The 19,807-nt window shown below is 67.9% G+C and carries 16 protein-coding genes; 8 read left to right on the top strand and 8 right to left on the bottom strand.

Features of this window, described 5'->3' with window-relative positions:
• Window positions 1–78 precede the first annotated feature (78 nt).
• Entirely contained in the window at window positions 79–507 is a 429-nt protein-coding gene (locus AC1DRO_RS16295) for a universal stress protein (RefSeq protein WP_223914942.1), read from the top strand.
• Window positions 508–511: 4 nt separating this feature from the next.
• Here AC1DRO_RS16295 and AC1DRO_RS16300 read toward each other — a convergent pair whose 3' ends face one another.
• The gene (locus AC1DRO_RS16300) at window positions 512–2,155 is read right to left on the bottom strand and encodes an AMP-binding protein (protein WP_476951626.1); all 1,644 of its coding nucleotides are present in this window, start codon (window positions 2,153–2,155) and stop codon (window positions 512–514) included.
• A gap of 256 nt (window positions 2,156–2,411) precedes the next feature.
• On the opposite strand from AC1DRO_RS16300, the gene AC1DRO_RS16305 reads away from it, so the two are divergent.
• Window positions 2,412–2,750, top strand: a complete 339-nt coding sequence (locus AC1DRO_RS16305; RefSeq protein ID WP_028277587.1) for a hypothetical protein — start codon at window positions 2,412–2,414, stop codon at window positions 2,748–2,750.
• A 124-nt stretch (window positions 2,751–2,874) separates the two neighbouring features.
• Here AC1DRO_RS16305 and AC1DRO_RS16310 read toward each other — a convergent pair whose 3' ends face one another.
• The 4 genes from AC1DRO_RS16310 to AC1DRO_RS16325 all read right to left on the bottom strand — a co-directional run bounded on the left by AC1DRO_RS16310 (window position 2,875) and on the right by AC1DRO_RS16325 (window position 7,982).
• Window positions 2,875–4,461, bottom strand: coding sequence for a dihydrolipoamide acetyltransferase family protein (locus tag AC1DRO_RS16310; protein ID WP_476951627.1), 1,587 nt, complete (start codon window positions 4,459–4,461; stop codon window positions 2,875–2,877).
• A 9-nt stretch (window positions 4,462–4,470) separates the two neighbouring features.
• A complete protein-coding gene (locus AC1DRO_RS16315) occupies window positions 4,471–5,451 on the bottom strand; it encodes an alpha-ketoacid dehydrogenase subunit beta (protein WP_476951628.1) in 981 nt (326 codons plus the stop codon).
• Window positions 5,451–6,716: a pyruvate dehydrogenase (acetyl-transferring) E1 component subunit alpha gene (gene pdhA, locus AC1DRO_RS16320; RefSeq protein WP_476951629.1), complete on the bottom strand. Its 1,266-nt coding sequence runs from the start codon at window positions 6,714–6,716 to the stop codon at window positions 5,451–5,453. The genes AC1DRO_RS16315 and pdhA overlap by 1 nt, the downstream gene beginning before the upstream one ends.
• A 147-nt stretch (window positions 6,717–6,863) precedes the next feature.
• Complete coding sequence (locus AC1DRO_RS16325; RefSeq protein WP_223914937.1) at window positions 6,864–7,982, bottom strand: histidinol-phosphate transaminase; 1,119 nt, start codon at window positions 7,980–7,982, stop codon at window positions 6,864–6,866.
• 128 nt (window positions 7,983–8,110) lie between these two features.
• On the opposite strand from AC1DRO_RS16325, the gene AC1DRO_RS16330 reads away from it, so the two are divergent.
• Entirely contained in the window at window positions 8,111–8,497 is a 387-nt protein-coding gene (locus tag AC1DRO_RS16330) for a phage holin family protein (protein ID WP_028277592.1), read from the top strand.
• Here AC1DRO_RS16330 and AC1DRO_RS16335 read toward each other — a convergent pair.
• Both AC1DRO_RS16335 and AC1DRO_RS16340 read right to left on the bottom strand, forming a co-directional pair.
• The gene (locus tag AC1DRO_RS16335) at window positions 8,448–9,902 is read right to left on the bottom strand and encodes a hypothetical protein (RefSeq protein ID WP_476951630.1); all 1,455 of its coding nucleotides are present in this window, start codon (window positions 9,900–9,902) and stop codon (window positions 8,448–8,450) included. The genes AC1DRO_RS16330 and AC1DRO_RS16335 overlap by 50 nt on opposite strands.
• On the bottom strand, window positions 9,902–10,231 hold the full coding sequence (locus tag AC1DRO_RS16340; RefSeq protein ID WP_476951631.1) for a hypothetical protein: 330 nt from the start codon (window positions 10,229–10,231) through the stop codon (window positions 9,902–9,904). Before AC1DRO_RS16340 ends, AC1DRO_RS16335 begins: the two co-directional genes overlap by 1 nt.
• A 263-nt stretch (window positions 10,232–10,494) precedes the next feature.
• Between AC1DRO_RS16340 and purB the strand changes: the two genes are divergently transcribed.
• The 5 genes from purB to AC1DRO_RS16365 all read left to right on the top strand — a co-directional run bounded on the left by purB (window position 10,495) and on the right by AC1DRO_RS16365 (window position 18,788).
• Window positions 10,495–11,937 carry an adenylosuccinate lyase gene (gene purB, locus AC1DRO_RS16345; protein WP_476951632.1) on the top strand — a complete coding sequence of 481 codons (1,443 nt, stop codon included), beginning with the start codon at window positions 10,495–10,497 and terminating at the stop codon, window positions 11,935–11,937.
• Window positions 11,934–12,605, top strand: a complete 672-nt coding sequence (locus AC1DRO_RS16350; RefSeq protein WP_476951633.1) for a histidine phosphatase family protein — start codon at window positions 11,934–11,936, stop codon at window positions 12,603–12,605. The genes purB and AC1DRO_RS16350 overlap by 4 nt, the downstream gene beginning before the upstream one ends.
• Window positions 12,606–12,762: 157 nt before the next feature.
• Complete coding sequence (locus AC1DRO_RS16355; protein WP_476951634.1) at window positions 12,763–17,619, top strand: NAD-glutamate dehydrogenase; 4,857 nt, start codon at window positions 12,763–12,765, stop codon at window positions 17,617–17,619.
• Window positions 17,620–17,779: 160 nt separating this feature from the next.
• A complete protein-coding gene (locus tag AC1DRO_RS16360; protein ID WP_043436378.1) occupies window positions 17,780–18,283 on the top strand; it encodes a GNAT family N-acetyltransferase in 504 nt (167 codons plus the stop codon).
• A gap of 70 nt (window positions 18,284–18,353) precedes the next feature.
• Window positions 18,354–18,788, top strand: coding sequence for an acyl-CoA thioesterase (locus tag AC1DRO_RS16365; RefSeq protein ID WP_476951635.1), 435 nt, complete (start codon window positions 18,354–18,356; stop codon window positions 18,786–18,788).
• Here AC1DRO_RS16365 and AC1DRO_RS16370 read toward each other — a convergent pair.
• Window positions 18,727–19,779, bottom strand: a complete 1,053-nt coding sequence (locus AC1DRO_RS16370; protein ID WP_476951693.1) for an FAD-dependent monooxygenase — start codon at window positions 19,777–19,779, stop codon at window positions 18,727–18,729. The genes AC1DRO_RS16365 and AC1DRO_RS16370 overlap by 62 nt on opposite strands.
• Window positions 19,780–19,807 lie beyond the last annotated feature (28 nt).

Here is a 19,807-nt window from a genome sequence, read left to right on the forward strand (position 1 = left end):
CCTCGACTGGGGCGCGCTGGGGCCAGCTGATCGGCCAGGCACACTAAACAGCATTACTCGTTGAAAGAGGAGCGGTCCATGACCGGAATAATCGTTGTCGGCGTCGACGGCAGTGAAACTGCACTGCGGGCGGCGCACACCGCGCGCGACCTCGCAGTTTCCGTGGGGGCGACACTTCATGTGGTCAGCGCCTTTGACAGCGACAAGACACAGGTCTTCGGCAGCGGCAGTGACCAGTGGATCGTTTCCGACGCCGGCAACGCGGAAACGGTTGCGCGCTCGGTCGCGGAAGGCCTGCGCCGCCCGGACATCACCGTCACGTACGCCGCCGCGCGGGGCAAGCCGGCCGAGGCCCTGATCCGGGAAGCCGAACGGACCAGTGCTTTGATGATTGTGGTCGGCAACCGGCGCATGAGCGGAATCGGCCGGGTCTTGGGGAGCGTTGCGAACAGCGTGGCCCACAACGCCCCCTGTGACGTCTACATCGCCAAAACCGACGCCGACTGAGGCGCTACTGCTTCTTCGGTGCCGCCGCCGGCACGCCGGCTTGGCCGGTGTCTGAGCCTGCAGACCCAAGCATCCGCCGCAGGATTTTTCCTGAGGCGGATTTCGGCACGGCCTCGATGAACTCGACCTGTCGGACTTTCTTGAACGGCGCCACCCGGCCCGCCACGAAGTCCATGACGCCCGCCACGTCCAAGGCATCGCCGTCCGCGCCCGGCTGGCGGACCACGAACGCCTTGGGCACCTCCTGGCCGTCGGCGTCGAGGGAGCCGACCACCGCGGAGTCGGCGATGCCGGGGTGGGTGAGGAGCAGCGCCTCCAGTTCCGCCGGGGCGATCTGGTAGCCGTTGTACTTGATCAGTTCCTTGAGCCGGTCCACGACCGTCACCACCCCGTCCGCCCGCACCGTGGCGATGTCCCCCGTGCGCAGGAAGCCGTCCGTGTCCAGGGTGTCCGCGGTTTCCTGGGGCCGGTTGAGGTAGCCGAGCATCACGTTCGGCCCGCGGCACAACAGGTGCCCCGGCGCGCTGGTCCCTTCCGCGGGAACCGGGATCTCCTCCCCCGTGGCCGGGTCCACGAGGCGGCACTGCATGTTCGGCACCGTGTACCCCACGGAACTGACGGGGACCCTGAGCCCATCGCGACTTTGGCGCGGAATGAGGTGCGATACCGGGCTCATCTCGGTCATGCCGTAGCCCTGCAGGACCTGGCAGCCGAGGCGTTCGGCCAGGCGCTTGCCAAGTTCGCCGTCCAGCGGCGCCGCGCCGGAAAGGGTGGTGTGCACCGAGCCGAGGTCGTACTCGGCAACGAGCGGGTGCTTGGAGAGCGCCACGGCCACGGGAGGCGCGATGAACAGGTAGCTGCACCGGTGGTCCTGGATGATCCGCAGGAACTCGGGCAGGTCGAACCGGGGCATGGTCACAAGCCTGGCCCGCTGGCGCAGCGCGAGGTTCAGCAGCACGGTCAGCCCGTAGATGTGAAAAAACGGGAGCAGCGCCAGGACCCGGTCTTCGGGGCCGACGTCGAGCAGACCCCTGGCCTGTTCCACGTTGGCGACGAGGTTTCGGTGGCTGAGCATGACCCCCTTCGGCCGGCCGGTGGTGCCGGAAGAGTAGGGCAGCACGGCCACATGCGTGGCGGGATCGAACGAGACGCGAGGTGCCGGTGCGCCCATTGCGAGCAAGTCGGCCAGCGAGGGGTGGCCGTCGGCGCCGTCGAGCACCACGAGCCGTGAGGCAGGGATCCCCGTCCTTTCGGCGGCCTCACGGGCGGCCGGAAGCAGCGCCGATACGGTGAAGAGCCAGTCCGCGCCGGCGTCGGTGAGCTGGGTGGCGATCTCGTCCGCCGTGTACTGGGCGTTGATAGTGGTGACCGTTGCGCCTGCCCGGAGCAGGCCGTGGAAGACGGTGGCAAAGGCGGGGACGTTGGGACACAGGAGGGCGGCCACGCCGTGCACGCCCAGGCCCTGGGCGGCGACGGCACCGGCGAGGGCGTCGATCTGCCCGCGCAGCGCCCGGTAGGTGGTCTCCGCACCGCTGGCGCCATCGACGACGGCGACCCGGTCCAGGTCCTCCTCTGCCAGAGCGCCGAAGAGATAGTCGTAAATGCCGAGGTTGGGAACATCGACGTCGGGGTACGGGCTTGAAAACACGCAACATCTCCTTTGATCCGCTTCCGCCCGGGCTGTCGGCGGCTGGTGCCACTCTAGTGCCGGGCGTAGCCGCGGGACAGGAGGGCGCGGACTTGGCTGTGTCCGGTCGTGGCCGTGTTCGGACTTGATGAGGATCACGCTCTGTCGTGGGCAGCCTCACCGCCCAGCGGGCCGCCCGGCGCGGACCGGCTCAGTAAAATGGGAGGTGCCCTGCGATGGTGCGGACGTCCGAGAACCCACCTACCAAGGGAGCCCCATGATCACTCTTCAGCGGCGCCAGCTGGTTGGCCACGACATCCTGCTGGCCCGGCACGGCAACCACATCAGCGCCATGCGCGTGGACCGCGGCGCCGGTCGCGTTGTCGCATTCCTGGACGACGGATCGACGGACAGCGCACCCAACCTGATTGCCCCGGGACTGCGCATGCCCGACACCGTGCGCAGCGTGTTGCGGGAGGACTGGAAGTTCCTGACGGGAATCAGCGCGTGCTGCGCGGGGCTCGCGGGCCTGATGTTTGCCGCCTCGGTCGCCCTCGCCGGCATGAGCGGCGATCCCGCGCTGGTCCAGATCCTGACCGCATACTCGGGAAACTGAGCGGCCCGGGCCAGGCTGCCCGCCACTGAGAAACCGCAACGCTGAGAAACCCCAACACTGACAAACCCCGCCGCTGAAAAGGTTCAGCGGCGGGGTTCTGCGGTTTCATGGCCGGTTTCGCCGGCTAGTCCAGCAGCAAGGCCGGCTCTTCCAGGATGGCGGCGACATCGGCCATGAAGCGGGCCGAAAGGTCGCCGTCCACCACGCGGTGGTCGAAGGAGCCGCCGAGGGTGGTGATCCAGCGCGGAATAACTTCGCCGTCCAGGACCCAGGGCTTTTGCTTGATGGTGCCGAACGCCACGATCGCGACCTCGCCCGGGTTGATGATCGGCGTTCCGGTGTCGATCCCGAGGGCGCCGATGTTGGTCACGGTGAGCGTGCCGCCGCGCATCTGGGCAGGCTGGGTCTTGCCGGCCCGCGCCGTCGTGGCGAGCTCGTTCAGGGCAAGGGCCAACTGCTTGAGCGAGAGGTCCTGGGCGTTCTTGATGTTCGGCACCATCAGCCCGCGGGGCGTGGCGGCGGCGATGCCCAGGTTCATGAAGTGCTTGACGTGGATCTCCGCGGAATCGCTGCCGTCCGGGTTGTCCACCCACGTTGCGTTGACACTCGGGTTTCGCGCCGCGGCCCAAATGACCGCCTTGGCCAGGATCAGCAGCGGGGAGACCTTGATGCCTTCGAAGTCGCGGGAGGCCTTGAGGCGCTTGACGAATTCCATGGTGCGGCTGGCATCGACGTCGACAAAGATGCTGACGTGCGGCGCGGCAAACGCGGATTCGACCATGGCCTTCGCGGTGGCTTTGCGGACTCCCTTGACCGGGATCCGCTCGATCCGCTGGTCCTGCGGGCGGCCGGACTTGCCCCAGAACGAGTCCGCCTTGTCCACCTCGGCGTCCCGCTGGGCCTGGTAGCTCACGAGGTCCTCGCGGGTCACTTCACCGCGGGCGCCGGTAGGCACGACGTCGGCCAGGTTGATCCCGAGGTCCCGGGCGATCTTGCGGACCGGCGGCTTGGCCAGCACCTTGCCGACCAGGCCGCTGATGGCACCGCCGAAGGTGGGGCGCGCCTCAACGGAGCCGGCGGGGCCTGTGGCCGCGTCGGCAGGACTGCTGGCCGCGTCCGGGTTGATCCATATGTCGTGGGCCTCCACCCCCGCCCGCTCCACCATCGGGGCGGCAGCGCCGGTGGCTGGCGCCGCGGACGGGGCTTCGTGGCCGGCGGCCGCAGGGGCGGAAATCCGCCGCCGGCGCTTGACGGCGTCTGCCTTGGGACCGGAGCCCACCAGCGGACCGCCGGCCGGACGCCCGGCTGGTCCGCCGGCGTCGGAGTCATCAGCCGGAAGCGTGCCGTACATGGGCGCGGCGGAAGCCTGTTCCTGGCCGGCAGCCTGCTCCTGTGCCACAGGCGCCGGGGCGGGTGCCGCGGCGGCAGGCGCCGGGGCGGGTGCCGCGGCGGCAGGCGCCGGGGCGTCGACAGCGTCGCTCACGCTGATGATCGGCGTGCCGACATCCACCGTGACTCCCTCGGGCACCAGCAGTTCCGTGACGGTTCCGGCGAACGGTGAGGGCAGTTCCACCAGGGATTTGGCCGTCTCGATCTCGCACAGGACGTCGTTGACGGCCACGGTATCGCCGGCCTTGACTTTCCAGGCGACGATTTCGGCCTCCGTCAGCCCTTCGCCGACGTCGGGAAGGTTGAACTTGTTGAGCGTCATGGGTCCTCGTCAGTACGCCAGGGCGCGGTCCAGCGCCTCAAGGATGCGGTCGATGTCCGGCAGGTAGTCTTCTTCGACCTTGGCCACGGGATAGGGCATGTGGAATCCCCCGACGCGGATGACGGGGGCCTCCAGTGAATGGAACGCCCGCTCGCTGATCCGCGCGGCGATTTCGCCGCCGATGCCGCCGAACGTCGGGGCCTCATGGGCCACGACCAGCCGGCCGGTTTTCCGGACCGAGGCCGTGATGGTGTCGAAGTCGATCGGCGAGATCGAACGGAGATCGATCACCTCGACGCTGTGGCCGTCCTCGGCGGCGGCCTCGGCGGCGGCGAGGGCCACGGGCACCAGCGGGCCGTAGACGACGACGGTCGCGTCGGTGCCCTCGCGGAGCACATGCGCCTTGAAGGGGTCGGCGGACGCGCCCGGGGTCTCGGTGTCGACCTCACCCTTGAGCCAGTAGCGGCGCTTGGGCTCGAAGACGATGACGGGATCCTGGCAGTCGACGGCCTGCTGGATCATCCAGTAGGCATCGTGCGGATTGGAGGGGGTGATGATGCGCAGCCCGGCGGTGTGGGCGAACAGTGCCTCCGGCGATTCGGAGTGGTGTTCAATGGAGCCGATGCCGCCGCCATACGGGATCCGGATGACGACGGGAACGGTCAGGTTGCCGTTGCTGCGCGAGTGCATCTTGGCCAGCTGGGTGGTGATCTGGTTGAACCCCGGGAACACGAAACCGTCGAACTGGATCTCGCAGACCGGCTGGTAGCCGCGCAGGGAGAGGCCGATCGCGGTGCCGATAATGCCGGATTCGGCCAGCGGGGTATCCACCACGCGGTCGGCGCCGAATTCGGCGATCAGCCCGTCGGTGACGCGGTAGACGCCGCCAAGGGCCCCGATGTCCTCGCCCATCAGCAGCGAGCGGGGGTTGTTGTTCAACGTGGCCCGCAGGCCCTCATTGATGGCTTTCGCAATGGTCATGGTGGTCATCAGCGGGCCGCCCTGTCTGTCTGGACTGCATGTGCCTCATCGGCGGACGCCTCATCGGCGAACCCCGCGCTGTATTCCTCGAACCAGGCCAGTTCCTCGGCTACCAGTGGGTGGGCCTCCACATAGGTGTTGGCGAAGGCGGTCCGGATGTCCGGGGTTTCGAGGTCGTGGGTGGTCTTGCGGACATAGGCGGCGAGCTCGTCGCCGTCGGCCTTGACCTGCTCGAAGAAGCTGTCATCCGCGAGGCCCTGGGCCCGGAGATACTTCTCCAGCCGCGCCAGCGGGTCCTTGGCACGCCACAGGCTTTCTTCGGCGGATTCGCGGTATTTGGTGGGGTCATCGGCCGTGGTGTGCGCCCCGACCCGGTAGGTGAACGCCTCGATGAGTACAGGACCATGGCCCTCGCGGGCCCGCTCCAGCGCCCATTCCGTGACGGCGTGGACGGCGATCACGTCATTGCCGTCCACCCTGATGCCGGGGAAGCCGTAGCCTTTGGCGCGGTTGGCGAGCGGGATGCGGGTCTGCACGGAGCTTGGCACGGAGATGGCCCAGTGGTTGTTCTGGCAGAAGAAGACCACGGGCGCCTGGTAGGAAGCGGCGAACACCATGGATTCATGGACGTCCCCTTCGGAGCTGGCGCCGTCGCCGAAGTACACCATGACAGCGGCGTTCGGCTCCACGGCCTGTCCCGCTTCCACGCTGGCGACGGCGTTGGCGGCCGCCAGTTTCTGGTCCCGCTGGATGCCCATGGCGTACCCGACGGCGTGCGGGGTCTGGGCGGCCAGGACCAGCGTGTAGAGGTGGAAGTTCGTGTCCTTAGGGTTCCAGCCGCCGTTGGAGACGCCCCGGAACTGGCGCAGCAGCTCGGCCAGGTCCACGTTCCGCGTCAGGGCCACGCCGTGCTCGCGGTAGGTGGGGAAGATGTAGTCCTGCGGCTGGCTGGCCCGTCCGGAGCCGATCTGGGCGGCTTCCTGCCCGGTGAGCGGGACCCACAGGGCCAGCTGGCCCTGCCGCTGCAAAGCGGTGGCTTCCACGTCGAAGCGGCGGATCTTGGCCATATCCGCGTAGAAGCCGCGCAGGGTGTCCGGGTCCAGCTTCTCGGCGTATTTTGAGAAAACCGGGTCCGAGCCCAGGGTGCCGTCCGGGTCCAGCAACTGCACCATCGGCTCGGCCGGGGCACCTAGTTGGGCCTCGGCCTCCGCTTCGAGCTGGTCATCCATCCCGGTTCCGTCGAACTCGGTAGAGGGCAGATGTGTGGCGCCCATACCGTCTCCTTGCTTGCCGCATCCGAATGCGCCGCAATCGCTGGGATATATGCCGTACCAGGAATACATTCCAGGTCCGGCATATATTTTGGCTTACTGGTCCTTACTTTATCCGCACGGGGCGGCCTGAGCGCGCAGTGTTAAGCGCTAGGAACGCCGAGGCGGTTTTGTATAGATCGCACAGAGCTCCAGGAAACGGGTGTTGGCTTCCGTTTCGCCGATGCTTACCCTGACACCCTCGTTGCCGAAGGCCCGTACGGACAGCGCCCGTTCCGCCGCGAGGGCGGCAAATTCCGCGCTGTTTTCGCCCAGATTGAGCCAGACAAAGTTGCCCTGGGCCTCCGGGACGAACCACCCGAGCTCACGCAGTCCCGCCGTGACCCGGTCCCGTTCGTCCACCAGGCTTTGTACCCTTTCTACAACATCGGCGAAGTGCTCGAGCGACGTGACGGCCGCCGTTTCCGCGATCTGGGACACGGCGAAGGGGGTAGCACTGACGCGCAGGTGCTGCGTCAGTTCGGGCCGGGAGACGCTGTAGCCCACGCGGAGTCCGGCGAGGCCGTGCGCTTTTGAGAAGGTCCGCAGGACGACGACGTTGGGGTACTTGCGGTACATGGCGATGCCGTCCACGGCGTCGCCGGCGCGCACGAATTCCTGGTAGGCCTCGTCAATGACCACCACGACGTCGGCCGGAACGGCGTGGATGAAGCGCTCCGTTTCCTCGGCCGTCAGGATCGGTCCGGTGGGGTTGTTGGGCGTGCACAGCAGGATCATCCGGGTCCGCGCAGTCACCGCGGCGGCCATGGCGTCCAGGTCATGCCGCCCGTCGGATGTCAGCGGGATCCGGACGCTCTCGGCGCCGGCCAGTCCGACGCAGATTGGGTAGGCCTCGAACGAGCGCCAGGCGTAGATGACCTCGTCGGCCTTGCCGTCGTCGTTCTGGCCGGCGAAGGTGGTCAGCAGCTGGTTCAGGGCGCCCAGGCTGCCGGCGCCCGTGACGATGTCCTCGGCGGGCACATCCAGGAAGCGGGCGAGCGCTTCACGCAGCCTGCTGCTGAGCGGATCGGGGTAGCGGTTGAAATCGGTCTGCGCCGCAATGGCCTGCTGCACTGCAGGGATCGGGGGCAACGGGTTCTCGTTGGAGGACAGCTTGTAGCTGGTCAGGCCTTCCACGGGGACGGGGGGTTTTCCTGCCGCGTAGCGGGGGAGGAGGTCTACCACCGGACGGGGCCTGATGCCCCCGGCCGGATTCTCTGATGAAGTCATGCCAACTAGCCTACTTCGGGTCGCTGCCGCAGTTGCGGGAGCTGATTGCTGTCCGTAGGGGATAGCCGTTGCGGACATGGGGAATATGGTCCCTGCCGTCGCCGCCGGGCATATGACAGCATGGGGCCATGCGCTCAATCATCGTACGAGTCATCATCAACGGGCTGGCCCTTGCAATCGCCTGCTGGATCCTCACCGGGCTGGATATTTCCACCCAGAGTGACGGCACCATCAGCATCATCTTGGGCTACCTGTTCATCGGCCTGATCTTCGGCCTGGTCAATGCCTTCGTCAAGCCAATCGTCAGCCTCCTGTCGCTGCCGATCACTATCCTCACCCTGGGCCTGTTCACCGTGGTCATCAACGCGGCGATGCTCTACCTGACGTCCTGGATCAGCAGCTACACCACTGTGCACTTCACCATCGACTCGTTCTTCTGGACCGCCGTGTTTGCCGCCATCATCATCAGCCTGGTGTCCCTCGTGGCGAGCTTCCTTCCCGCCCTCGATCGCTAGGGGCGCCCGGGCTGCGCTGCGGTCCCGGAGGGGTTGCGGGGGTTGCCCGCGGTGCCGGCCGGGCCTCGCGCCGGAGCGAGAACCGGGTCACCGTCGCCGCCCCGCCGGTCCCCACCACTGCGGCCAGGGCGGCCGTGGAGTCCTGCAGGGTGTTGTCCCGGCTCGCGGAGACGAGCGCGGCCCCGTCGGCGTAATTCTCCAGCCGGTGCCCGGGACCCAGGCCGAAGTCCTGTGGTGGCGGCACCGCCAGCGGGTTGGTGAGGGTCACGGTCACCCGGTCCCTGGTGTCCGGGTTCGCCAGTCCGTCCGCCCCCGGCACCCAGTCCTGCTCATGTTCCAGGTGCAGGCTGCGGATCCCCGGCGCGGGGCTGATCCCGCCCACCGGGGAGCCCGCGGTCAGCACGAACTTGAGGTCATACTCGGCCAGGACAGCGCGGTCCTTGCTGAGATTCATCGCGTGGATCCCGCCCTGGCTGTAGCCGACGGCCACGAGCTGATCGCCGGCCTCGGCCCCGGCCTGCCGCAGCGCCTCCCTGATGGCCTGCGCCGTCGACGCCGAGTCATAGCCCAGGGCCTCGGCGATTCCGGCGGGGTCGAAGGGGTTGATTCCTTCCGGCAGGGCGCCCTGCTGGGTTCCGGGGATGATCACCACCCACGCGGGCCGAGATCCGCCGTCCACCTCGATAACCTCGATCCGGCCGCCTTGCTCTCCCACTGCCCCGGCCCGCCGCAGCAGCCCGGCCGGTGAGAGGTCGACGTCGGCCGTAAACCTCTCCCGGCCCACGATGCTGACGGGGCGGGGCTTGAGAAACACGAGCCCCGGCGCTTCCGAGGCGTCCCGCACCAGGCGGCGGATGTCAGTGGGCCCGGCCAGGGCGCTGGCTACGGCGGCCAGGGGCCAGGGCAGGCCAAGCAGCACGGCGAGATTCCGGGGCGCCATGGCGACCCAGCCTTCAACAGTGCCGCGCACCCCGGGCAGGGCGAAGGGCTCCGGTGCTGCGCCGTACTCGGAGCCGTGCAGTCCCATCCGCAGCAGCAGGGCATTCCGGGCTTCGGCATATTCATATTCGCGGTGACTGGCGCGGACGTCGTCGCCGATCCGCTGAAGCTGGGACCGGACGCGTCCGACGTCCCGGCCGGCCTCCCCCACAGCGATGATGGCGTTGCTGCCGCTGGTGTAGGAGTCGGACTGATAGGGAAAGAGTGCGCGCCGGACGGTGTCGGTCTCCACCTCAACCATTTGCAGCTGCCGGACCAGCCCGTCCAGTGCCGCGGCACCCGCCAGCAGCTCCTCGAACTGGAAGCTCACCCCGCCGATTCCGCCCCGGATGAGCAGGCTGCCGTCGCGCGGCGGCGCGGAAACCCCGGGGCTGCCGCCGGAGCCCGCCGGACTCGATTCGGCCATCAGGGTCCCATCCGGTCCGCGGGCTGCGCCACGTTCCGGGCGTGCCGGAGCACCACGGCAACAGCATCGAGCAGCGCGTCCCGGCTCCGGTGCAGCGCGGCCGCGTGCAGGGACAAGGCCACACGGTAGGCGCGGCCGGCCGGTGACTGCCACGACTGCAGCTCAAGGCGGGCGAGGGCGGAGAGCACCGCATCAGCCTCATCGGCGCACCGCGCAACGCGCGCAGCGAACTGCTGGACTTCATAACTGCGCGAAGCGCACTCGAGGGCGTCGGCGGCCGTCACGCCAAGAACCGCCATGTCCTGCACCGCCATGTCCTGCACCGCCATGTCCTGCACCGCCACACTGCCCCCAGGTCCCGGTGGCATCCCGCTGTTGACCGGCCTCACCCCGGCCTCATCCCAGTGCCCTGCCTCATCCAGCTGCCCATGAACCGACGCTAGCGGGGCGGCCCGCGCCCGTGAAGAGAGCCGCACGGCTATGTGGACAACGTCCCGGACCGCCAGGCACTGCCAGCCGGCCATGTCATCCGGCAATGTCACAAGGACGGGGGCGCTTAAGGCCCGGCGGCACTTCGTGAAAGAATCGCCATATGCCTGAAACTGCCGCCACAGCTGATACCCGCACGCCGTCCGGACGCCTGGCCCTCGCCGCGTCCGACCACCAGATCGCGCTCGGCCCGCTGGATGGCCGCTACCAGTCCGCCGTCGCACCGCTGGTCGACTACCTTTCCGAGGCCGCCCTGAACCGCGACCGCGTGGCCGTTGAGGTCGAGTGGCTGATCCACCTGACCGGCAACAGCGTCCTGCCCGGCGCCGGGCCGCTCACGGCGGAACAACAGGAGCAACTGCGTGCGATCGTCACCGAGTTCGACGCCGCCTCCGTCACCGAACTGGCCGAGATTGAGGCCGTTACGGTCCACGACGTCAAGGCCGTGGAGTACTACATCGGCCGCCGCCTGCCCGGCATCGGAATCGACCGGCTGACCGCCATGGTGCACTTCGGCTGCACCTCGGAAGACATCAACAACCTCTCCTACGCCCTGGGCATCAAGGGGGCCGTGGAGGATGTGTGGCTGCCTGCGGCCCGCGCCCTCGTCGCCCAGATCAGCGCCATGGCCGGGGACAACCGCGCCGTGCCGATGCTCTCCCGCACCCACGGCCAGCCCGCCACGCCCACCACGCTGGGCAAGGAACTGGCCGTCATCGCGCACCGACTCAACCGGCAGCTTGACCGGATCGCCCGCACCGAATACCTCGGCAAGATCAACGGCGCCACCGGCACCTACGCCGCCCACGTCGCCTCCGTCCCGGGCGCCGACTGGGAGCAGGTCGCCAAGGGCTTCGTCGAAGGCCTGGGCCTGACCTGGAACCCGCTGACCACCCAGATCGAAAGCCACGACTGGCAGGCCGAACTTTATGCCGACGTCGCGCGTTTCAACCGCATCCTGCACAACGTCTGCACCGACATCTGGAGCTACATCTCGATCGGGTACTTCGTGCAGATCCCGGTGGCAGGCGCCACGGGCTCCTCAACCATGCCGCACAAAGTGAACCCGATCCGTTTCGAAAACGCCGAGGCCAACCTTGAGATCTCCTCCGGCCTGCTGGACGTCCTCGGCTCCACCCTGGTCACCTCCCGCTGGCAGCGGGATCTCACCGACTCCTCCTCGCAGCGCAACATCGGTGTGGCGTTCGGCCACTCGCTGCTCGCCATCTCGAACGTTGCCAAGGGCCTGGACCGGCTCAAGGTTGCCGAGGACGTGCTGGCCGCGGACCTTGACACCAACTGGGAAGTCCTCGGCGAGGCCATCCAGATGGTCATGCGCGCCGAGGCCATCGCCGGCGTCGACGGCATGGAAAACCCGTACGAGCGGCTCAAGGACCTGACCCGCGGACAGCGTGTGGATGCCGCCCGGATGCAGGAATTCGTCCAGAGCCTCGGCCTGTCCGCCGACGCTGAAGCCCGCCTGCTGGCGCTGACCCCGGGCAAGTACACGGGCATCGCGGACCAGCTGGTGGACCACCTCAAATGAGGCTTCTGCTCATCCGGCACGGCCAGACGCCCGGCAATGTGCTGGGCCAGCTGGACACGGCGCACCCGGGTCCCGGGCTGACCGAACTCGGCCAGCGTCAGGCCGAGACGTTGTCCCGCGCCTTGGCGAATGAGCGGATCCTTGCCCTGTACGCCTCCACCCTGGTGCGGACGCAGATCACAGCGGCACCGCTCGCCCGGGTGCACGGGCTGGAAACCGAGGTGCTGGAGGGCCTTCACGAGATCGAGGCCGGGTCGCTGGAAAAGCGCACGGACCACGAATCGCACAAGCGGTACATCGGCACCATTTTTTCGTGGGCGGACGGCGAGCTGGACCGCCGGATGCCTGCCGGTCCAAGCGGCCGGGACTTCTTTGAGCGCTACGACGCCGCGATCGCCAAAATAGCGGGACGGACAAACGGGGCGGGGGGCTCAGGATCCGTGGCCGTGGTCAGCCACGGCGCAGCCATCCGGGTGTGGGCCGGCCTGCGGGCGGACAACATCGAACCGGACTTTGCCATCAGGCACGTGCTGGACAACACCGGAATCGTGGCGCTGGAAGGCGATCCCGCCAACGGCTGGGAACTCATCCACTGGGACGACAGTCCCGTGGGCGGACTGGCACTGGCGGATCCGACGGCGGAGGATCCCACCGGCCATCCGGCGTAGGAGTGCCGGTCCGTCCCCAGCGGGCGTACAGGCCGTCCCGGCGGGGCGTACCGGGTCTGGACTGCTCACGGGAACGCGGCGATGATGAAAACAGGCGTGGGGACAGGATGGTCGGCCGCTGCATGCGGTTGAGCCCGCGCAGTGGAGGCGCAGGGGCATGTCACGCAAATCGGTACACCGGGGGCATGCGCCCGGCCGCGTTTTCCCCGGCTTCGATGAACAGTTCCTCGCGGCGTACTACGAGCACGCTGCGCCGGAGGACCTCCAGGGCTACAGTCCCGAAAACCTGGAGCAGCGCGCCAGGTACCACGCGGAACTGGCGGACGGCCGTCCGGCAGGCACGGCGGCCGTCGACATCCTGAACGAAAGCGACGCCAGCGTCCTGCTGGTGGTTGCCGACGCCATCCCGCACCTGATCCATTCGCTTACTGCGGAGCTGGCCCGCCAAAACGAGTCCATTCGGTTACTGGTGCATCCCAATTTTCTGGTGCGGCGGGATCCCCGGACTGATCGGCTGGTGGAAGTACGGCATGGGTCCTCGCAGTCCGGACCGACGGGCCGAATTGCTGGTGTCCCGGGCGCCGCGGCGACCGGCACAGTCCAGGACCCGCCGGGGTGGAGATCCGAAACGTGGGTGGCGGCAGAGATAGGCCGCCTGCCGGGGACACGGGCCATCGCGGAGCTCACCGCCAACGTGCGGCGTGTCCTGGCGGACGTCCAGTTGGTCGCTGATGACACCCCAGCCATCCACGCCCGTCTCGCCCGCACCATCAACTCCCTGGACCTGCTGCCCGCCGGCACGGTTCCGACTCCGGAGCAGCTCGGTGAGCTCCTGGGCTGGCTGGACCGCGGCAACTTCATGTTTCTGGGATACAGCGAATATGAATACTCGACGGCGGAGGGCCCGGATGTTGCGTCGTTGCTGCCCGGCGCGGGGCTGGGCCTGCTCAGGGACGGGCGGCCGGAGGCCCGCCAGCCTGTTACGGGGCTACCTCATTCGCAGGTCCTCACCATCTCCATTTCGGATCTGAGATCATCCGTCCCCCGTCCGGCTTACTTGGATGAAATCCTCGTCCGGACCTTCGGTAGCGCCGGGAAGGCCACGGGAGAAGTCAGGTTTGTGGGCCTTTTCGCCCCGGGCGCCACGGGCCGGTCCGTGCGGCGCATCCCGCTCATCCGGGACAAGGTACGCGCCATCCAGGAGCGCTTCGGCTTCACCGAGGCCTCCCACCCTGGCAAGCAGCTCCTCACCGTCCTCGAGTCCTTCCCCCTGGACGAGCTGTTCCACCGGGACCTGGATGACCTTTCCGGGCTTGCCCGGGAGATTCTGCGCCTGCAGGCCCACCACCAGACACGGGTGTTCCTGCGCGCTGACAGCTACGGGCGCTTCATGACCGCGCTGGTGTTCCTCCCCCGGGCCAGGTACAGCACGGCCGTCCGCCTCCGGATTGAACACGAGCTTAAACAGGCTTTCGGGTCCTCCTCGCTCGAGTTCGAAGTCAGGCTTAGCGAATCCCCGATGGCCCGCGTGTTCTTCCGGATACTGTTGCCCGCCGGCGGGATGCCCGACGTCGATCCCGCTGAAGTGGAGCGGAGCATTGTCAGCGCAACGCGGACCTGGGCCCAGGGCCTGGACGAAGCACTCCGGGACAGGTTGCCGTCGGCGGAGGCCAGCCGGTTGTCGGCGCTGTGGTCCGCCGCCTTCCCGGCCAGCTACCGGGCTGATTTCGAGGTCGAGGACGCGGTCGAGGACATCACTACGTTTGAGCGGTTCGATCTCGACGGCACGGGCGGGCGACCGCTGAACGATCCTCAGCTGGCCGTTTATGTCCGCACCGATGCCTCCCCGACGCTGGCCGAAGACGCCCGGATCCGGCTTTACCTGACCACCGCCCACAGCCTGACGCGGATCCTGCCGTTCTTCCACAACCTCGGACTGGAGGTGCTGAACCAACGGCCCTTCGATGTGGTGCGCGGGAGGGACCGGGCCTTGTTCCTCTATGACCTTGGCGTCCGCTACCCGGCCGGCGTGGATCCGTCCCGCACCAGCGGGCTGCTGGGGGATGCCTTCGGAGCTGCCATGCGTGGGGACTCAGAATCGGACCGCTTTGACGGCCTCGTCCTCCGGGAGGGCATCGAATGGCGCCAGGCGGCAATCCTGCGCAGCTATGCCAAGTACCTGCAGCAATTGGGCACAACGACCTCCTACGGCTTCATGGCCGATACCCTGCTGGTCAATGTCCGGGCAACCCACGCGCTCCTGGCACTGTTCAGGGCCAAGTTCGATCCCGAGCTGGAGGCGGCACGCCGGTTCGGGGACACCGACGCGGCCCGGAGGGATCTGCTGGCGGCGATCGACGACATTCCCGTCCTCGACGCCGACCGGCTGCTGCGCACCTTCATGAACCTGGTGGAATCCACGCTCCGCACTAACTACTTCCAGGCGAAGCCCCACCTGAGTTTCAAACTGAACCCTTCCGCGATCGCGGGTGCCCCGCTTCCCCGTCCCAAATACGAAATCTGGGTGTACTCGCCCCGCGTGGAAGGCGTCCACCTGCGCTTCGGGGCACTGGCCAGGGGCGGGCTGCGCTGGTCCGACCGGAGCGAGGATTTCCGCACCGAGGTCCTTGGCCTGGTCAAGGCGCAGAACGTGAAGAACTCGGTGATAGTGCCAACCGGCGCCAAGGGCGGCTTCTATCCCAAACAGTTGCCGGACCCGGCCATAGACCGCGACGCCTGGCTGACGGAGGGCCTGGAATGCTACCGGACCTTCGTCCGCGGGCTGCTGGACATCACCGACAACCTGGTCACCACCGCCCACGGCGAAACAGTGGTGCCTCCGGCGCGACTGGTGCGGCACGACGTCGACGACTATTACCTCGTGGTGGCGGCGGACAAGGGAACAGCGTCATTTTCCGACGCTGCGAACGCGGTGGCCGCGGAGTACGGCTTCTGGCTGGGCGATGCCTTCGCGTCCGGCGGGACCGTGGGCTATGACCATAAGCAGATGGGCATCACGGCCCGCGGGGCCTGGGAATCGGTGAAACAGCATTTCCGCGAACTCGGAATGGACTGCCAGGTGGAGGACTTCACAGTTGCCGGCATCGGCGATATGGGCGGCGACGTCTTTGGGAACGGGATGCTCCTCTCCCGGCACATCCGGCTGGTGGCGGCTTTCGATCACCGCCACATCTTTCTTGACCCGGCGCCGGACGCGGGGGCCTCGTTCGAGGAACGGCGGCGGCTCTTTGCCCTCCCGCGCTCATCTTGGGCGGACTACGATCCAGCACTGATCAGCGAGGGTGGTGGTGTCCACTCCCGCCGGGCCAAGTCCATCAGCATCACGGACCAGGTCAGGAGCTCTCTGGGCCTGGAACCGGGAACCGTGTCCCTGCCGCCACACGCTCTGCTTCAGGCCATCCTCCGGGCGCCCGTGGACCTGCTGTACAACGGCGGCATCGGAACTTACATCAAGGCGTCATCAGAGGCCAACACCGGGGTTGGCGACAAGGCGAACGACCCCGTCAGGGTCAACGGCAATGAAGTGCGGGCGAAGATCATCGCCGAGGGCGGGAACCTCGGAATCACGCAGCTCGGGCGGATCGAGGCCGCCCTGTCCGGCGTCCTGCTCAATACCGACGCCATCGATAATTCAGCCGGCGTGGACTGCTCGGATCATGAAGTAAACATCAAGATCTTCGTGGACCGGATGATCGCGGCAGGAAAGATGCCGTCGCCGGAACGCGCCGGCTTCCTGCATTCCCTCACCGACGAGGTGGCCCGCCTTGTGCTGGCCAATAACGCGGACCAGAATGTCCTGCTCTTCAACGACCGGCACCTGGTGCGGGAATGGAGCCCGGGCTTCGAACGGACCATGGACTGGCTCGAGAACGCCACGGACCTTGACCGCAAGCTGGAGGGCCTGCCAAGCAACGAACAACTCAGGGAACGGCTGCGGTCAGGTGAGGGGCTGACCGCGCCGGAACTGTCGGTGCTGGCCGCCTACGCAAAGATCGAACTGGCAGCGGAGCTCAACGCCAGTGACCTTGCCGATGACCCGTGGTTCCGGCGCGTGCTCCGCGGCTATTTTCCACGCCAGCTGTCCGAACGCTTTGAAGCAGAGCTGGCGGACCACCCGCTGCGCCGCCAGATCGTGTGCACAGTGGTGGCCAACGACATGATCAATCTCGGCGGAATCACCTTCGCCTTCCGTGCCATCGAGGAAACCACTGCCACCGCCGCCGCTGTTGCCAGGGCCTTTGTGGTGGCGCGCGAGGCCTACGACCTGCCGTGGATCGTCACCCGGCTGGCCGCACTCCCCGCCGGATATCCCACCGAACACGTCGCCGAGGCGACGCTGCACATGCGCCGGATCCTCGACCGGGCCACGCGATGGTACGTGACGCACGACCATCGCGACCAGCCCGTGGCCGCGGCCTTGGACAGGATCATGCCCGCCCTGGAACTGCTGCGGACCCAAACATTGGACTACCTCCGCGGCTCCGACCTGGACCGCGCGGAAGACAGACTCGCGCACTGGGCCGCCGTGGGGATGCCCCGGGAGCTGGGCCTGCGCGCCTCGGACCTGTTGGAGAGTTTCGGGTTGCTGGACATCTCCCTGATCTCCGAACAGGTGCGCGAACCCATCCCCACTATTGCTGACCTGTACTACGCGGTGTTCCAGCGCATTGGCGCCGCGAACCTGCTGCTCAGCATCACCGACCTGCCCCGGCAGAGCCGCTGGGAGTCTCTCGCGCGGGCAGCCCTGCGCGACGATGTGTATTCCGCCGTAGCCGACATGACCGTCTCGGTCATGGCGACAACCCAGGGCCTGAATGCCACCGACGCCGGCACATCCGATGCCGTGGAGCGCATCGTGGCCTGGGAACGCGGGCACCAGGAGCAGCTGGCACGGATCAAGGACACCTTCGCGGAAGTGACCAAACCGGGCCAGGTGGATATCGCCTCGATCTCCGTGGCGCTGAAACTCCTGCGGACACTGGTGCGCCGCTAGGCTGTGGCCGTCGCCGCGTCGACCCGGAAAGTCGAGCCGGAAGCCGCAACTGCACTGCCATCCATCCACAGTTCTCGCGACGCTTACCGGCAGGAAACACAGCCGAAACCGCTGGTGCCTAGCCTTGGACTGCATAACACTTCGGCGAATCGAGGCAGTGATGCAGACCAACCCGCGGCTCAACATCCGTCAGGTCACTTGGGCAAACCCCGTCGGAGCGGACCTGAGGGCAGCCCAACAGGCGGAACTCGAGGCCCGCTTCGGCCGGCCCGACCACGAACCCGGGCCGCCGCCGTCGGAAGCTGACACGGCGGTGTTCCTGGTGGCGCACGACAAGGCCTCGGGCCAGCCGGTGGGCTGCGGCGGCCTTCGCATGCTGGACGCCACCACCGCTGAAATCAAACGCCTCTACGTACTGCCCTACACCCGTGGCTCAGGGGTGGCGAGCTCCATCCTCGCGGCCCTCGAAGCCCACGCCCACGCGCTGGGAATCACCACCCTGACTGCGGAGGCCGGCTCGGTGCAGACCGACGGCCGGCAGTTCTACGAGAACTCGGGCTTCGTGTCTGTGCCGAACTTCGGGCCTTATGTCGGCCTGGTGCACTCGTACTGCTACGCGAAGCCGATCGATTCGCACAGCGCCGCGCACACCGCCATGGCGTGAGGCCGCGCGCCGCCCCGGGCCGGCTGCGTCACACAACGCCGCCGGTCACGGAGTCGGCTAACCTCGCACTATGGAATCGGCCGACATCACCTTCCGCACCCGCAAATGGGTGCGGCCCGAGGACCTCAACGCCAACGGCACCCTGTTCGGCGGGAGCCTGCTGAAGTGGATCGACGAGGAGGCGGCCATCTACGCTATCCTGCAGCTGGGCAACGGCCGGGCCGTCACCAAGTACATCTCCGAAATCAACTTCGTCAGCTCCGCGGTCCAGGGCGACCTGATCGAAATGGGCCTGACCGCGACCCGTTTCGGCCGGACATCGCTGACGATGCGGGCCGAAGTCCGGAACATGATCACGCGCCGCAGCATCCTCACCATTGATGAGATCGTCTTCGTGAACCTGAGCCCGTCCGGGAAGCCGGAGCCGCACGGCTATACCGAGATCACCTACGACCGGGACCGGATTCCGGCGCACCATCTGACCGAGACCCTGGACCAGGACTAGCCAGGCCCAGCAGCGCGTCCCGCACAGGCTGGCCCCGCTCCGCCAGGGCCAGCCGCATCACGGCCGACGACGCCCACCGCAACGCCTGCGTGCGGAGATGGCGCGCCCGGTTGTAGGCGCTCAGCGCCTCGTCCACGGGCCGGGTATTGAGCAGCGCCGCGAGGGTCACGGCGTCGACCAGCGCCTCGCAGGCACCCCGGCCAAGGTTGGGTGTCATCGCGTGGGCGGCATCGCCGAGCAGTGCCACCCGGGCGCGGACATAGGGACCAAGCGGCGGCGTCGTCCAGATCCGCTGCACCAGGGTCGTTTCCGGTACCGCAGCGGCCAGAACGTCGCGGATGCCCGGGGCGTAGCCTGCGTAGCGGGCGCGGGTCTCCGCCAGGACCGCGGCGACGTCGAGGCTTCCCTGTCCCGCCCCGGGGCGGAACGCCGCGTACCAGTTGGTCCCGGCCGCCGCGGGACCAATCCCGAAGAGCTGCCCGCGGCCCCAGTATTCGCCCGTGAGCCCACGCCACAGCGATCCGGGAACCACGCCGCGGACCGCGAGGTAGCGGGTGGGCCGGGCACCGGAGCGGGCACCCCAGCAGCTGCGGCGCACCGCGCTGTGGACACCGTCGGCGCCCACCACGAGGCCGGCAGGACCAGGCCGGACGACGTCGAGGCGGCCGGACACCCGGCGCACGCTGCCCGGGACTGCACCGTCGAGGAGCCGGATGAGATCAACCCGGGAGACGCCGATCAGCCCCGTCGCCTGCGCTGATGTCCATGCCCTGCCGGAGGCCGCCCGGACGGTCATGCCGTCGATCACCGGGCTGGCCTCCCTGACGGCGTCCAGGATGCCCAAATCGCCCAGGGCGCGCTGGGCCGCGGGCCACATGGCCAAGGATGTCCCCACGGTCGGGAGCCCATACCGCTGTTCGGTGACGGTGACCTCGAAACGCGCGGGATCCAGCCGGGCTGCAAGAGCCAGCCCGGCGATGCCGCCACCGATGATGGAAACAGCCTGCGGGCGGGGCCGA

Source organism: Arthrobacter sp. P4_F11, assembly GCF_056401395.1.

Coding starts and splice junctions, on each gene's coding strand:
- AC1DRO_RS16295 (WP_223914942.1), top strand. CDS start 79: ATGACCGGAATAATCGTTGTCGGCGTCGACGGCAGTGAAACTGCACTG.
- AC1DRO_RS16305 (WP_028277587.1), top strand. CDS start 2,412: ATGATCACTCTTCAGCGGCGCCAGCTGGTTGGCCACGACATCCTGCTG.
- AC1DRO_RS16310 (WP_476951627.1), bottom strand. CDS start 4,461: ATGACGCTCAACAAGTTCAACCTTCCCGACGTCGGCGAAGGGCTGACG.
- AC1DRO_RS16315 (WP_476951628.1), bottom strand. CDS start 5,451: ATGACCACCATGACCATTGCGAAAGCCATCAATGAGGGCCTGCGGGCC.
- pdhA (WP_476951629.1), bottom strand. CDS start 6,716: ATGGGCGCCACACATCTGCCCTCTACCGAGTTCGACGGAACCGGGATG.
- AC1DRO_RS16325 (WP_223914937.1), bottom strand. CDS start 7,982: ATGACTTCATCAGAGAATCCGGCCGGGGGCATCAGGCCCCGTCCGGTG.
- AC1DRO_RS16330 (WP_028277592.1), top strand. CDS start 8,111: ATGCGCTCAATCATCGTACGAGTCATCATCAACGGGCTGGCCCTTGCA.
- AC1DRO_RS16335 (WP_476951630.1), bottom strand. CDS start 9,902: ATGGCCGAATCGAGTCCGGCGGGCTCCGGCGGCAGCCCCGGGGTTTCC.
- AC1DRO_RS16340 (WP_476951631.1), bottom strand. CDS start 10,231: ATGGCGGTGCAGGACATGGCGGTGCAGGACATGGCGGTTCTTGGCGTG.
- purB (WP_476951632.1), top strand. CDS start 10,495: ATGCCTGAAACTGCCGCCACAGCTGATACCCGCACGCCGTCCGGACGC.
- AC1DRO_RS16350 (WP_476951633.1), top strand. CDS start 11,934: ATGAGGCTTCTGCTCATCCGGCACGGCCAGACGCCCGGCAATGTGCTG.
- AC1DRO_RS16355 (WP_476951634.1), top strand. CDS start 12,763: ATGTCACGCAAATCGGTACACCGGGGGCATGCGCCCGGCCGCGTTTTC.
- AC1DRO_RS16360 (WP_043436378.1), top strand. CDS start 17,780: ATGCAGACCAACCCGCGGCTCAACATCCGTCAGGTCACTTGGGCAAAC.
- AC1DRO_RS16365 (WP_476951635.1), top strand. CDS start 18,354: ATGGAATCGGCCGACATCACCTTCCGCACCCGCAAATGGGTGCGGCCC.